At 42.1% G+C, this 13,924-nt stretch carries 15 protein-coding genes; 5 read left to right on the forward strand and 10 right to left on the reverse strand.

Annotation, left to right across the window (positions count from 1 at the left end):
* Positions 1-239: 239 nt before the first annotated feature.
* Both IM477_RS17005 and hppD read left to right on the forward strand, forming a co-directional pair.
* Complete coding sequence (locus tag IM477_RS17005) at positions 240-944, forward strand: SDR family oxidoreductase (protein ID WP_002740268.1); 705 nt, start codon at positions 240-242, stop codon at positions 942-944.
* 112 nt (positions 945-1,056) lie between these two features.
* Positions 1,057-2,142, forward strand: coding sequence for a 4-hydroxyphenylpyruvate dioxygenase (gene hppD / locus IM477_RS17010; RefSeq protein WP_287732761.1), 1,086 nt, complete (start codon positions 1,057-1,059; stop codon positions 2,140-2,142).
* A 182-nt stretch (positions 2,143-2,324) separates the two neighbouring features.
* On the opposite strand, the gene IM477_RS17015 is transcribed toward hppD, so the two are convergent.
* On the reverse strand, positions 2,325-2,858 hold the full coding sequence (locus IM477_RS17015; RefSeq protein ID WP_287732745.1) for a retropepsin-like aspartic protease family protein: 534 nt from the start codon (positions 2,856-2,858) through the stop codon (positions 2,325-2,327).
* A gap of 83 nt (positions 2,859-2,941) precedes the next feature.
* The gene (locus tag IM477_RS17020; protein WP_190719174.1) at positions 2,942-3,283 is read right to left on the reverse strand and encodes a histidine triad nucleotide-binding protein; all 342 of its coding nucleotides are present in this window, start codon (positions 3,281-3,283) and stop codon (positions 2,942-2,944) included.
* A 180-nt stretch (positions 3,284-3,463) separates the two neighbouring features.
* Between IM477_RS17020 and IM477_RS17025 the strand changes: the two genes are divergently transcribed.
* A complete protein-coding gene (locus IM477_RS17025; protein WP_287732747.1) occupies positions 3,464-4,990 on the forward strand; it encodes a YifB family Mg chelatase-like AAA ATPase in 1,527 nt (508 codons plus the stop codon).
* 292 nt (positions 4,991-5,282) lie between these two features.
* On the opposite strand, the gene IM477_RS17030 is transcribed toward IM477_RS17025, so the two are convergent.
* On the reverse strand, positions 5,283-6,584 hold the full coding sequence (locus IM477_RS17030; RefSeq protein WP_287732749.1) for a hypothetical protein: 1,302 nt from the start codon (positions 6,582-6,584) through the stop codon (positions 5,283-5,285).
* Positions 6,585-6,782: 198 nt separating this feature from the next.
* Here IM477_RS17030 and IM477_RS17035 point away from each other — a divergent pair, with 198 nt between their 5' ends.
* Positions 6,783-7,211: a Tery_1686 family protein gene (locus tag IM477_RS17035; protein WP_287732750.1), complete on the forward strand. Its 429-nt coding sequence runs from the start codon at positions 6,783-6,785 to the stop codon at positions 7,209-7,211.
* 74 nt (positions 7,212-7,285) lie between these two features.
* Here IM477_RS17035 and IM477_RS17040 read toward each other — a convergent pair whose 3' ends face one another.
* The 7 genes from IM477_RS17040 to IM477_RS17070 all read right to left on the reverse strand — a co-directional run bounded on the left by IM477_RS17040 (position 7,286) and on the right by IM477_RS17070 (position 11,091).
* Entirely contained in the window at positions 7,286-7,855 is a 570-nt protein-coding gene (locus tag IM477_RS17040) for a hypothetical protein (RefSeq protein WP_287732751.1), read from the reverse strand.
* Entirely contained in the window at positions 7,855-8,082 is a 228-nt protein-coding gene (locus IM477_RS17045) for a hypothetical protein (protein WP_287732752.1), read from the reverse strand. Before IM477_RS17045 ends, IM477_RS17040 begins: the two co-directional genes overlap by 1 nt.
* A complete protein-coding gene (locus IM477_RS17050) occupies positions 8,066-8,263 on the reverse strand; it encodes an AAA family ATPase (RefSeq protein ID WP_287732754.1) in 198 nt (65 codons plus the stop codon). The genes IM477_RS17045 and IM477_RS17050 overlap by 17 nt, the downstream gene beginning before the upstream one ends.
* Before the next feature lie 223 nt (positions 8,264-8,486).
* Positions 8,487-9,071: a pseudouridine synthase gene (locus IM477_RS17055; RefSeq protein WP_287732756.1), complete on the reverse strand. Its 585-nt coding sequence runs from the start codon at positions 9,069-9,071 to the stop codon at positions 8,487-8,489.
* Positions 9,072-9,228: 157 nt separating this feature from the next.
* Positions 9,229-10,017, reverse strand: a complete 789-nt coding sequence (locus IM477_RS17060; protein ID WP_287732758.1) for an ABC transporter permease — start codon at positions 10,015-10,017, stop codon at positions 9,229-9,231.
* Between the two features lie 52 nt (positions 10,018-10,069).
* The gene (locus IM477_RS17065) at positions 10,070-10,306 is read right to left on the reverse strand and encodes a DUF433 domain-containing protein (RefSeq protein WP_287732759.1); all 237 of its coding nucleotides are present in this window, start codon (positions 10,304-10,306) and stop codon (positions 10,070-10,072) included.
* 89 nt (positions 10,307-10,395) lie between these two features.
* Positions 10,396-11,091 (reverse strand): response regulator transcription factor, encoded by a 696-nt coding sequence (locus IM477_RS17070; RefSeq protein WP_287079412.1) that lies wholly within the window; start codon positions 11,089-11,091, stop codon positions 10,396-10,398.
* A 322-nt stretch (positions 11,092-11,413) separates the two neighbouring features.
* Here IM477_RS17070 and IM477_RS17075 point away from each other — a divergent pair, with 322 nt between their 5' ends.
* The gene (locus tag IM477_RS17075) at positions 11,414-13,570 is read left to right on the forward strand and encodes a putative PEP-binding protein (protein ID WP_287732760.1); all 2,157 of its coding nucleotides are present in this window, start codon (positions 11,414-11,416) and stop codon (positions 13,568-13,570) included.
* Positions 13,571-13,924: the final 354 nt, after the last annotated feature.

The raw sequence follows: 13,924 nt of genomic DNA on the forward strand, positions 1-13,924 counted from the left end.
TGACCGCCTATAGCTTCTTGTACTTGTTGCGCGCGACTTTTTACCCGGCCAAGCTTTTCTGGTCGGAACCCCCTAAGCCGAGTTTTCAAGGTGCTGCGCCGTCCACTTGGTTTTCGAGACTGGCCTTTTAATTCTAACGTCAAGCCAACCTAGAACGGCGGGGTTTCAGACCCAAAATTTCCGATGATTTTCCAGTTGGAACAGTTTACAATAAGATTTGTAAAAATTTATAAATAATTATGAGCGAAAAAGTTGTCCTGATTGTCGGTGCTACGGGGGGTATAGGTGCCACTTTAGCGCGTAAACTAGCTGTTAATGGTCATAAACTCGTATTAGTGGCCAGAAATGCCGATAATTTATCTAATTTAGCTGGGGAGTTGTCTTGTCCCTCTTTAATTGTGCCGACGGATATCACCAATCCGACTCAGGTAGAAACTTTGATGGAAAAAATTGTCTCCCATTACGGCCGGTTGGATGTGTTGGTTAATGCGGCCGGAGCCGGTGTGATGAAACAATATAATAAAATCACGCCGGAAGATTTAGATAAAATGCTCGACCTCAATCTGAAGGGAAGTTTTTATACCTGTCAGGCTGCCGCTAATGTGATGAAGGAAAATAAAGCCGGTCATATCTGTAATGTGGTGGGAATTTTGGGTAAGCATTCTATGGCTATGGCTGCCGCTTATTGTGCTTCTAAGTACGGGGTGGTCGGTTTTAGTAAATGTTTGGCCGATGAGTTAAAACGCTATGGTATTAAAATGACTTTATTCTATTTTGGTGGTGTCGATACTCCTTTTTGGGATCAGGTGAGCTTAAAAGTTGATCGCAATAAAATGTTAACCGCTCAAACCGCCGCCGATGCTATCTATTTTGCCATGAATGCTGAACCCCAAGCCGTCCCCATGGAAATTAATATTCAACCCGATAGTCATCTCTTTTTTTAGTCATCAGCTTTTTCAGTTATCAGTTATCAGTGAATAGCATTAAGTGGCAAGTTCGGAGTTTTATTTTCAATGTTTACTGCTCACTGAAAAAAACCTTTTTTTGACTTTATCTATGTTTGTTGATCATATTCATTTTTATGTAGAATCGGCCAAAAAATGGCGAGATTGGTTTGTGCGGGTGATGGATTTTCAGGCGATCGCAAGTTTAGTTAATCTCCACACGCACACGGAAATAGTTGGCAATGGCATCCAAAAAGATAAAACTAAACAGATTATTTTTATCTTATCTTCTCCCTTAAATTCCCTTAGTCCCGTGGCGGAATTTTTAGGTAAATATCCTGAAGGGGTGGCGGATGTAGCTTTTCAAGTAGAGGATTTAGACAGTTTAGCTAGGAGAATTAAACAGGACATTTTTATTGAGGAAACTGTTTTGGCTAGGGGTAAGATAAAAAGCTGTCAAATCTCTAGCATTGCTGATCTCAAACATACGTTAATTGAAAGGCAGGGAATCACGCCAATTTTAGCCGATCCTCATCTGATTCAATACGATAGTCAGCAACAATATAATCAGGATATTCTGGCAATTGATCACTTAGTTTTAAATGTTTTTCAAGGGAATTTAGAGTTAACAGCCAATTGGTATGAGGAAAATTTAGGCTTTAAAAAAAGGCAAACTTTTACTATTAAAACGGAGCGTTCTGGTCTTTATTCTCAGGTACTTGTTTACCCGAAAACTGAATTAAAATTACCGATTAATGAGCCAGATAGTAACAGTTCTCAAATTCAAGAATTTTTAGATATTAATCAAAAATCTGGCATTCAACACATTGCTTTAAAAACAGAAAATATTGTAAACTTAACTCAAAAATTCCGAGATAGGCAGGTAGAATTTTTATCAGTTCCCGACAGTTATTATCAACTAATTAACTATCAAAAAAAAGATTTTAATATTGCTGATTGGGAATGGTCAGAAATTAAAAAACAGGAAATTCTCATTGATTTTGAACAAAATAGTCATTCCCTCCCGGAAAAGCCGACTTTACTGCAAATTTTCACTAAACCAATTTTTTCCCAGCCGACTTTCTTTTTTGAATTAATCGAGCGACGTCATGCCGCTAGAGGTTTTGGAGAAGGCAACTTCCAGGCCCTATTTGAAGCGATCGAACGGGAACAAATACAGCGAGGAACTTTAGATTAGAGTCAGAAAAGCGATAATTTTTCCCATCAGACTAAGTAGGTAGGTGTTAAAAGTTTTCAGGCACCCCCCTTATCAAGGGGGGCAGGGGGGATCCCCCCGCCTATCGGCACCCCCCTTATCAAGGGGGGCAGGGGGGATCGAACCTAAAATCCATTTTTAGTTTAATTATAACCAGCTACTTATCAACGATGACGTAATTCAATCACATCTTTTTTGATCGTGACATCATAGGAACCAAAAAAAGTTTGTCCCAAGAGTCCTAACCCTTCCATTTGGGGAGAAATACCAACAATCTGATTAGATAAAACCACCTCGCCAACTTTAATAGAATTAATGCGACCAAGATAAACCCTAACGACACCGCCAGCGGTATGAGCGAGTACTTCCCTTTCCCGTTTGACTTTCATCGCTTTTGCCATGGCATCGGTGAGGACGATGCCACTAGCTCCCGTATCAAAAAGCATTTCATAATAGTGACGGTGATTAAAAACCACCATCACCGTGGGAATGCCGTTAACCCGGCGTTGAATCGGTAACTGATAAACTTGCGGGGAATTTTTCCTATTTCTAGATGAACCGCCACAGAGACGGCTAAGATCTATCTGTTGTCCATCTGCTCTTTGGAGAAAGCATTCCGATTGAGCGAGAGTCGCGGCGGTGAAGGGAAATAACAGCAGGGTGCTGGACAAAGCGATCGCAGAAATAGACCTATTCATGGGTTTAACATCGAGAAGACCGACTCGGAAAAGAACGCTTCTAGCTCTATAATTCCCCAAAAATGCGGGAAAATAACAGGAGTTTAACCCGGGGGCCAAGCCATTGGGCGATCGCCTAAGAGATGGACATGAAGATGAGCGACGGTTTGACCCCCATGTTCCCCATTATTGATCACCACGCGATAACCTTGACTTAATTTAGCTTCGGCGGCCACCTTTTTAACAGTTAGTAACAAATGTCCCAATAAATCGCGATCGCTGTCGCTAGCTTCCTCTAGTTTCGGAATCGGTTTTTTGGGGATAATGAGGATATGGGTGGGTGCTTGGGGATTAACATCTCGAAAAGCGAGAACCAGATCATCTTCATAGACGATCGAGGCAGGAATTTCTTTACGGATAATTTTGCTAAAAATAGTCTCGCTCATAGACAAATTGCTTTTTTTTTAACTATACCATTAAGCTCTCAGCTTTTCTGGCTAGGTTATCCCTAGAAATACGCTGATTTTCTGGGTAAATTCCCAGATAAAATCATTTTTATGCGGAAAACTAGCCGAACATCCTGTTTCATTTTCCTAAGAACTCACTTTATTTTTACTTGAGCCAAAATGTTAGCAAGGGTTTGGAGTGCGGCAATTATCGGCATCGATGCCATTAAAATCGGGGTAGAGGTGGATGTATCGGGGGGATTACCCGGAATTGCCGTGGTGGGTTTACCCGATACGGCCGTGCAGGAGTCGAAAGAAAGGGTAAAAGCTTCCCTAAAAAATGCTGGATTTGCCTTTCCCATCCGCAAAATTGTCATCAATTTAAGTCCCGCCGATATCCGCAAAGAGGGGCCGATTTATGATTTACCGATTAGTATCGGCATTTTAGGGGCTTCCGAACAGGTAGAAGCCGATTTATTGGGGGATTTTCTCTTTTTAGGTGAATTATCCCTCGATGGTAGTTTGCGTCCCGTGGCGGGGGTTTTACCCATTGCTGCCGCCGCCGAAAAAATGGGGATTAAGGGTTTAGTGGTTCCCGCCGATAATGCCAAAGAAGCGGCCGTGGTCAAAGGCGTACAAGTGTATGGGTTTCGTCATCTATCGGAAGTGGTAAATTTCTTAAATGAACCCGATCGCTATTCACCGATGACTTTTAACGCTGCCGAGGAATTCGGGCGATCGCAGGTAAATCTCCCCGATCTCAAGGATGTCAAAGGCCAAGCCATTGGCCGTCGGGCCCTGGAAATTGCCGCAGCTGGAGGTCATAACCTAATTTTTGTCGGGCCGCCGGGCAGCGGTAAAACCATGTTAGCGCGACGTTTACCCGGAATTCTGCCCCAGCTTACCTTTGCCGAATCCCTAGAAGTCTCCCAGATTCATTCCGTCGCCGGATTACTGAAGGATCGAGGTTCCCTGGTGCGCGAGCGTCCTTTTCGCAGTCCCCATCACTCCGCTTCCGGAGCGGCACTGGTGGGAGGTGGCACTTATCCCCGACCGGGGGAAATCTCCCTTTCCCACCGTGGTATTTTATTTTTGGACGAATTAACGGAATTTAAGCGCAGTGTCTTGGAATATCTCCGGCAACCCCTAGAGGATGGTTATGTGAGCATTTCTCGCACTCGTCTTTCCGTCGCTTTTCCGGCCCGTTTTACCCTAGTGGCCAGTACCAATCCCTGTCCCTGTGGTTATTACGGCGATTCGGTGCAACCCTGCAGCTGTTCACCGCGACAACGGGAACAATATTGGGCGAAATTATCGGGGCCGCTTTTAGACCGTATTGACCTACAAGTGACGGTAAATCGCCTGAAACCGGAAGAAATGACCCAAGAGAGTCGGGGAGAAGCTTCTGAGCAAGTGCGGCAACGGGTAGAAAGGGCCAGACAAAAGGCCAGCGATCGCTTTCAGAATACGGGGATTCGCTCTAATGCGGAGATGAATTCCGAGCATTTGCGGGGTTTTTGCGCTCTTGATCAGAGCAGTCGCCATATTTTAGAAGGGGCAATCCGAAAATTGGGTTTATCGGCCCGAGCAATGGATCGCATTCTCAAAGTTGCCCGCACCATTGCCGATTTAGGAGATAGTGAAATGCTGAAAAGTTCCCACGTTGCCGAAGCAATTCAGTATCGCACTCTCGATCGTTTAAGTTAGGGTTTGCGGCAAAAAGTTTGTTGCTGGGGTTAGGAGTCGGTCGTCAGGATTCAGGAGACAGGAGACAGCTTTTTTCTTCCCACTTCCCACTTCCCACTTCCCACTTTCAAGTCAGAATAACAGAATGACCTCCCACACAGCAAAAGCGATTAAGTAGGTAGGCGTTAAAAATTATCAGACACCCCCGTTATCAAGGGTAGGGTTGATTCATGAATCAACCCTACCTTATCAAGGGGGGATCAAGGGAGGATTAAAGGCAAAATCCATTTTTAATTTAATTATAACCAGCTACTTAATCGGGCGATTCTAAGCGTTTTTGCCATTCTCGATCGATTTTATCGGAGCGCTCGCTCTCTTGTTCGAGATAGTCTTGATCCGTAGAATAACTAATATCAGCATCCCTAATCACTTTTTGGTCGGCAAATTGACGAGAGTAGGCAAGTTTTTGCTCTAATTCAGGATTATTTTGGGCTAATAAATCTGCTCTTTTTTCTCGCTGTTGATTGCGTTGATTAACCCGCTTATTTCTCCACTGTAAAAAGAAATAACGACCGAGGGGAATCCCCAAAAAAGCAGCGGCATAACTGAGGAGAAAACCGTAGATACCTGTGACTATCGACCCCAGAGAACCGCTCAAATCAACACTATCACTGTTGAGCAAAAATCCTAAAACTAAAGCGAGGATAAAGTTAACCACCCCTAAACCTAAAGCTAAGATAATTTGACCGCTATCCGCTTCGCTAAACTTCCAGCTTTTTTCTCTTAGATAGGGTGACAATGCTTGTACTTTTCTCTCTTTGGTTGTCACCTGTAGATCGGGAAAATAATAGATAATATCGCCTCGATCAGACACTTGCGGCAACCCATTAAAGCGAGTTAAAACTGGGAGTATATAATCTTCTGTCTCCTCATGACTGGGGGTAATACTATCGAGATAGGGAGCAATTTGTGGAGCGATAATCGAGCCACGATTATTTTGAATTACTTTACCGATAGTTTGCCAGCGTCTCTCCTCTAAATTAAAATTAGGATCGCCGTCGCCAAAAATAAAAGAAAAAACTGCCTCGAGAAAATTCATCTTACTAGGGGGTTTTTCTGCCTTAACTTCCCGATCTCTTCTTTCGTAGTAGTTATTACTAAAATCGGGATAAAAAATCCAGAAAAAGTCCGTGGGAAAGAAGTTAATATTAATTTTGCTATCTCCAGAATTGTTATCCGAGTCACCATCTTTGAACATTAAGCCTATCAGGATCGCCAGAATAGCGAGCAACAGGATTAAAATCGAAATAATTAAAACAATGCCAAAGGAAATGCGAATAACATAAAAAACTACTTGCCAGATTTTACTCCCGAAAGCTTTTAACTGCAATTGCCAATATTTATTCAGAAGAATTGAGCGAAAATTTTCGGGAAAAAGATAGATAATCTCCCCCGTATCTGCTACCTGTAAATGTCCCCCCGCTTCCGCCGCTAAAGCTAATAATCCCTGTTGTGCAGCGTTAATCTCTAAACCCGATTTTGCCGCCACATCACCCACCGTAACCCGATAGCCTAATTTTTCGATCGATTGTAATAGAGACTCTTGGGGATTCATAGAAAATACTGTTCCTGTCGATTATCCTATTTTCTAGTTTAGTTTTGATTTTGTCTTTTTGGCAGCGGCTATCTTGATTGACAGGTGCGGCATTTTGGACTCGATCGAGAAAATATCGTTATAATTGTTCCAATAGTCGCAAAAAGCAGGGCTAAACTGTATAAATAGTTACTTTATAAGCAATTATCAGAGGTGAGCATGAATGCGTCGGAACAGGCAAAAGGATTAGAATTAACGGCGAAGATCGCCACACTCGTCAACCTGTTTAAACAACAATTCCCCGATGCAAAGGCAGATCTGAAACCTTGGCGCAATGATCCCCACACAAGGGAGTTAACGGATCCCGACTCGATCGATATCGCTTTCCATTTTCCCGGTTGGAGTCCCAGAATTCAAGGGCGCAGTATTCTGGTACAAATTCGTTTTCATCTCGATAGCGAGGATCAGTATCAGCGTTTGATTGGCTTAGAAATGCAGGCTTTTAACCATCAAGGAACCGCTTGGCGACTATCTACGGTGGAAAATTGGCAATTAGTCGGCAATTATCAACCTTCTCCTAAGGTGGCTGATAAGTTAAAATATTTCAGCCGGCAGGTGTTTGAAGTTTTTAAAAATGAGCATCGATAAGGCTCTTTTGGCACTCTCGGCAAAAGATCGTTATTCGATCGAGATTAAATCGGTCATAATGTCAAGCTATAGGACTAAATTAATTCTTGAAAGTGCTTCGCTTTAGCGGAAATTTTTAACATTTTTTCTGGTTGATCGTGAATATCACTTTTTTGAGAAAGTTTACGGCTGCTGGTGGTTGTTTTAGAAATACTGATATTTTTAATACTAACAAAGCGATATTGATAGTCCCGAAGAAAATCGGGTTGATTCCAAAATAAGCGTCCGATTTCACGACAATAGGAGACAAAGCATTTGGCTCCTTGTAATTGTTTAATTATCGATGAATTATCATCTCTGCTTTTCTTCATTTCCAAACAAAGGATAACTTTTTCAGAAGTGGTATTAGCGATAATTATAAAATCTGCACGCTTACACTCACCTTTACTACTACCAGTAAAAATTTTGCGGACATCAAAAAACTCATCTAGCTTGATCACAATAACTCGATCGGGTTCAGGCATTCCACTAATCACAAACGAATAGTTATCTTGATTTTCTGTCAGTTTCAGTAAATAACTATCTCGTTTGTATTCTTTTTTATACTCTAACTCTACTATCGCACAATCCCTAACCATTTCTTTGAGGATAGCAATATCAGACATTACTCCTCACCCCAAATAATAGCCGTTTGAATACGATTCATATTTTCGATAGTAGTATCAAAACTACGCGCTTCAATACCCATTTCTGGATCAATTTTAGCAGGGTTTAAAGTGTGACATTTGGTCTTTCTTTTTTGTCCTTTTAACATCTTTAAAGCTTTTTCAGCAATATAGACTTTAACTTGATTAGCCGATAATAATTCCTCTTGTCTAAAGTAGTTGCTCAATTTTTTCTTTGAGGCCAAATCTTGGCCCCGTTAATAGTCTTCGCCAAGTATCTAAAAAACCGAATAAAGCATAGGTAGCATAAGTTTTACCTGTATTATTACCACCACAGATAATTGTGAGGTCGCCTAGACTGAATTCTGCCTGTTTTAAAATGCCAAGATTTTTAATTTTAACTTTCATATTTGTCTTAGTTTTAATATTCACGATTATAGATAATTGTGGATCATTTGATCAAGTCCCAAACTATACATTCAACTTTGGTTAAGTAGGGAGGCAGAATTATTTGTAGGATGGGTTAGCGGTAGCGTAACCCATGCAGGCGTTGGGTTTCATGCTTCAAACCAACCTACGTTCATCTTATATTTAATTCCACCCACCCACTTATCAAGGTTACTTACAGAAATTATAACTTTTCTAAGGCTTTTCTCTCTTTTTCAGTCACTTCTCGCCATTGACCGGGTTGTAATCCTGTTAAGCATAATTTATTGTTTTTGTCCATAGTAATGGCTGTTCTAATTAATCTTAAAGTGGGATAACCAACGGCAGCCGTCATCCGTCTTACCTGACGATTTCTCCCCTCAGTTAAGGTAATTTCTAACCAAGCGGTGGGAACAGATTTTCGATAACGAATCGGTGGCTCTCTGGGGGGTAAATCTGGTTCAAAATCTAGTAAATTAACTATTGCTGGTCGAGTGCGATAATCCTGAATATGAAGACCTTGACGCAATTTTTCTAGAGCGTTTAGGTCAGGAATTCTTTCGACTTGTACCCAATAGGTACGCGGATGAGCAAATTGACGATGACCCAAACGATGCTGTAATTGACCGTTATCTGTGAGTAATAATAATCCCTCGCTGTCCCTATCTAAACGACCGACAGAATAGATATTCGGGATGGGAATATAATCTTTTAAAGTCGAGCGACCATTTTCATCAGTAAACTGACATAATACATCGTAGGGTTTATAAAAAAGGATATATTTATTCAAGGGAAAAAGGAGATAGGAGTCAGGAGCTTTTTGCTTTTATCAGTAAAAATCAAACAGTAATCCGTGAAAAGAAAGCTCTGAACTTGCCACTTAATACTGTTCACCGAATACTTAAATCTGATTACTGATTACTGATTACTGATTACTGATCACTGATTCAATCCCGTTGATGGGAGAATTGATAAGCACCGACAATCGAGAGAAGAATAGCGACGATTAATAAAATAGGGATAGCGAACCAAGGAAATTGATTTATATCGTAGGCTGCGGCTCTTAATCCCAGACTAGCATAGGTGAGGGGCAAGGAATAAACAATAACTTTTAATGGCCAGGGTAAGGTTTGGGGATCGAAAAAAGTTGCTCCTAAAAAAGACATCGGCACGATTAAAAAGTTATTATACAGACTGACACTTTCGAGGGATGTAACTCGCAATCCGACAATTGCCCCTAAACCGGCAAAGACGGCACAATTTAAGATTAAAACTAATAAAAAGAGGGGATTGAGAAAACTGGCAAATTTTCCTGTAAATAAGATAGCAACGAGAATCACTGATGCAGAAGTCATTACACCGCGCAAAATTCCCGCAAAAACTTTGCCTAAAAATAATGAGAGGGGATGGACGGGAAGTAATAATAATTCCTCGAAGGTTTTACTAAATAAGCGATCGCCACAGATGGAAAAGGTGGTTCCCCCGAAACTGATCGCCATTGAGGACAGGGCCACCATTCCGGGTAAAATAAATTCTAGATAAGAATCGCCGAGTGAGGGTTTCATCGAGCGATCGAGGGCGCTTCCCAACCCCAACCCGAAACCGATAATATAGATTAGGGGAGAAACTAAACCTGTGGCGGCGATCTGAAGGACTCTCGCCCGTAAATCTAGCCATTCTCCCCAAAATACGGTTAAAGTGTCTGTTAATATCGTCTGAGCTTGAGCTAGTTTCACTGGTATTTTGGTTAATTAGTAAATATACTTTTGATAACTATTCCCTGAAACTTCATGGTGCGATTTGGTAGATGCTTTTTACCTGAGTCAACCGAGTGGCAAACAGTAACACCGCTAGAATATCCTCCCTTTCCAAATCATCGTAGTCGGCTAAAATGTCTTCGATACTCATGCCAGAACTAAGTAATTCTAGGATAAATTCAACAGGATAACGCAATCCTCGAAGGCAGGGTTTGCCATGACAGATATTTAAATCGAGGGTGATTCGCTGCAAAAGTTGTTTTTCCATCGGTAATTCAGTTGCTTGTCATCTGCCTTTTTCCCCAAGGGATATTTCTAAGAAGAAAGTTGCCCGCTACTTTGTCCTTAGCTGCTATATTAACTGGTTAAACCGTGTTTTAGGGCAAAACGTACCAATTCCGTGCGACTATTAGTACCAGTCTTGCTAAATAAGCGACTGACGTATTTTTCTACGTTTCTGACACTGGTTTCTAGACGACTGGCAATTTCTTTATTCATCAATCCCTCCGCTACTAAATCTAAAACACTTTGTTCCCGGGGGGTAAGGTCAATTTTAATCGGGGGGGGAGTAGTAGTAAAAGTGTTATGTTGTCCCACCTGCTGTTTTAATTCCCGGATATCTCGGGCAATTTCTTCTAATCTAGCGTTTTCGCTGGTGGCTTGCAGGGATTGACGACGGCGCTCGATTAAAGACTTGATTAATGCTTCTAATTCTTCGGGATCGAAAGGCTTGGATAAATAAGCATCACAACCGGCATTATAACCCTGAATGCGATCGCTCGTCATCCCCCTAGCAGTGAGAAAAACCACGGGAATTGTCTGAAAACGAGCATCTTCGCGCAATTTCTTCAGAAACTGATAGCCATCCACCTGCGGCATCATAATGTCGGAGATGACTAATTCCGGAATTTCTTGATTGAGTAAATCCCAGGCTTCGTTAGCATTACTAGCAGTTCTTACCTCGAAGTCATCCCCGTACTGTAGATATGCTTGCACAGATTCACGAACCCCGGGTTCGTCATCCACTAACAAAACTTTCGCAGGTGTGTCCATCAATTTCTCGCAGCGATCGAATATTGTCCGAATCCTATCTTATCAGCTATCAGGAGCCGGTCGTCAGGAGCCGGTCGTCAGGAGTCAGTAGTCAGGAGGCAGGAGATAGGAGTCAGGAGACAGGAGATTATTTTTATTTATTCTTCCCACACCCTACACCCCACACCCCACACCCTACACCCCACACCCCACTTCCCCACTTCCCCACTTCCCAGATCATCCTCAAGATAGTGACGGTGAGTTAAACTAGCAGATAGAACTAAAAAGTTACAAAAATCACCTAGATTATTTTAGAATCCTTTCACCATTCTTAACAAATCCCGTGACCATTCTCTGCTGGCTCGATCGCATTAGTGCTTCTGATCGCCCCCTGGTGGGGGAAAAAGCTTTTATTGCCAGTGAATTACACCAGCGAGGATACCCAATTATCGGGGGATTTGCCATTTTTAACCGCATTTTTGCGGAATTTTTGGAAACTATCAACAATGCTGACTCTTTCTTGACTGATTTTCCGCAATCTTCCCTCTATTTAGACGTAGATAACGCAAAAGCTCTGCAATTAGTCGCCAAAGAGAGTCGGCGCGCCGTTTTACAAGCGCAAATTCCTCCTCTCTGGTTAGAAGAACTAGCGGCGGCCGTGGCACAATTATCCATGGATACCCTAGTATGGCGCTTTTCCCTACCAGCTAATCTGGCTCGGCGAACGCTCGGTTTATTTTCCGCCCCCATCAGTGGAATTAAAGCAGATAATCTAGAAAATGCCCTAAAACAAGCTTGGGCGGAGTTATTCACCGCCAGAAGTCTATTTTATTGGCGAAAAATGGGAATTGGTTTAGAAAACATTCAATTATCTTTACTGGTACAACCGTTATTACCGGCCAATTGTGCGGGAAATGTGTTGATTAATGACGATAACTGGCAAATTCAGGCAGTTTGGGGGTTAGGACACAGTTTAGTTAATGGAGAAGTGGCACCGGATACCTACATTATCGATCGCTCCGGTCAATTACGCAGTCGGCAATTAGGCAATAAATCCCGCGCTTATTATCTCAATAGTGACAGTAATCTGCTCGCGCCACAATTATTAGCACCCAGTTTACAGGAAAGCTACTGTTTAGATAATTTCGCCCTCGATCGCCTTTGTCAACTGGTTCAATCTCTGCTGACGGAAAAACCGACGTTAACCAGCATAGAATGGCTGATGATGCTGGATGGTCAAATTTATATTCTTAGCTGTCACAGTCAGGAAATCACCGCTACTACCTGCCATTATCCCTTAAGAGGATTAGGGGCATCCCCGGGGTTGGTATCGGGAGTGGCAAAAGTGATCAGCAATTTCGACTCCCCAGAGGCAACTTTTCAGGATTGCATTCTGGTTACTACTAATTTACCTCCCCAAAAACTGCCCCATTTACGCCAAATTAGAGCAATGATCACGGAACAGGGGGGATTAACTAGCCATGGAGCCATTTTAGCCCGGGAATTAGCCATTCCTGCCGTTGTCGGGGTGAAAAATGCCACGGAAATTATCCGCTCAGGGGAGATAATTTTAGTAGATGGTACGAGGGGAATTATTTCTCTAGCATCTCAGGAAAAGATTTCCTTACCCCCACCACCACCCAGAGAAACCGACGGGACGGCAATTGCTACCCGTTTGATGGTTAATCTCAGTCAAACTGAAAGTATTGCCGGAATCCAAGAACTGCCTATTGATGGGATCGGTTTATTGCGCTCAGAATGGATGATTTTAGAGTTACTTTCTCAGCGTAATCTAGAAGAATGGTTAACACCAGAGCATCAAGAAGCATTGATCGAGAGATTAAGTGATTTAATCGCACAATTTGCCCTTAGTATCCAGCCTAAGCCTTTATTTTACCGTTCTTTTGATGCTCAACATTCGGCTCAAGACAGTCGGGGAACCCATGGTTATATATTAGATCCGACTCTATTCGATCTGGAATTGCAAGCTTTACGACGGGTACAAACCACCAGCGCCACCAATATTAATTTACTGCTTCCCTTTGTCCGCGGGGTTGAAGAATTTATTTTCTGCCGGCAACGGGTACAATCGGCTTTGCTCACTCAAGTCCCTTCTTTCCAATTGGGGATAATGGTGGAAGTACCCGGGGTAATCTTTCAATTAGCGGATTATGTGCAAGCGGGGGTACAGTTAATCGCTATTGGTACTAATGATTTAACTCAATTACTTTTAGGTAGTGATCGAGAACATTTCTCAGAATATTTTAACGCCCGTCATCCCGCAGTCAGGGCAGCTTTAAAACAAATTATCACTCAAGCAAAAGTTTTACAGATTCCCTGTTCCGTTTGCGGCATGGCCATCGTTCAGTATCCTGAAATTATCGATGATCTGATTGCTTGGGGTGTGACTTCTCTTTCGGTGGATAGGGAAGCAGTTTTAGCCACTAGAGAGGCAATTGTTCGCGCCGAAAGAAGATTTTTATTGGAAAATAGCAGATAACTTCCCCACTACCTCACTACCCCACTACCCCACTACCCCACTTCCCCACTACCCCACTTCCTAATTCATACTTTGTGCTTTTTGTCAAAAAAACTTTTTTTTTGCAATAAAACTACACAAAAAAAAGATCATCGTTGTGGGTGAAATTGACTCATTTACCTGTCTTAATGAGGATTACCTTCTAGGTGTGGCAAGGGTTTCAACCGTTGCTGCCCAAAAAAGCATAGAATACCCCACTATGAAATTCAGTAAAATCGCTGTAACCATTGTAACATCGTTGTTAAATAAAAATCTTTCTCAATTAATTCTTAAGAATTTGTAAATATTGCGAAATGTTAATTTAAATATTCTCAA

The organism is Microcystis sp. M090S1 (genome assembly GCF_020246295.1).
Taxonomy (GTDB): domain Bacteria; phylum Cyanobacteriota; class Cyanobacteriia; order Cyanobacteriales; family Microcystaceae; genus Microcystis; species Microcystis aeruginosa.

Bases quoted from the DNA above. Each gene is read 5' to 3' on its own strand.
- IM477_RS17065 (WP_287732759.1), bottom strand. From the start codon at position 10,306: ATGGAAAAACAACTTTTGCAGCGAATCACCCTCGATTTAAATATCTGT.
- IM477_RS17005 (WP_002740268.1), top strand. From the start codon at position 240: ATGAGCGAAAAAGTTGTCCTGATTGTCGGTGCTACGGGGGGTATAGGT.
- IM477_RS17070 (WP_287079412.1), bottom strand. From the start codon at position 11,091: ATGGACACACCTGCGAAAGTTTTGTTAGTGGATGACGAACCCGGGGTT.
- IM477_RS17035 (WP_287732750.1), top strand. From the start codon at position 6,783: ATGAATGCGTCGGAACAGGCAAAAGGATTAGAATTAACGGCGAAGATC.
- IM477_RS17015 (WP_287732745.1), bottom strand. From the start codon at position 2,858: ATGAATAGGTCTATTTCTGCGATCGCTTTGTCCAGCACCCTGCTGTTA.
- IM477_RS17020 (WP_190719174.1), bottom strand. From the start codon at position 3,283: ATGAGCGAGACTATTTTTAGCAAAATTATCCGTAAAGAAATTCCTGCC.
- IM477_RS17040 (WP_287732751.1), bottom strand. From the start codon at position 7,855: ATGTCTGATATTGCTATCCTCAAAGAAATGGTTAGGGATTGTGCGATA.
- hppD (WP_287732761.1), top strand. From the start codon at position 1,057: ATGTTTGTTGATCATATTCATTTTTATGTAGAATCGGCCAAAAAATGG.
- IM477_RS17050 (WP_287732754.1), bottom strand. From the start codon at position 8,263: ATGAAAGTTAAAATTAAAAATCTTGGCATTTTAAAACAGGCAGAATTC.
- IM477_RS17025 (WP_287732747.1), top strand. From the start codon at position 3,464: ATGTTAGCAAGGGTTTGGAGTGCGGCAATTATCGGCATCGATGCCATT.
- IM477_RS17030 (WP_287732749.1), bottom strand. From the start codon at position 6,584: ATGAATCCCCAAGAGTCTCTATTACAATCGATCGAAAAATTAGGCTAT.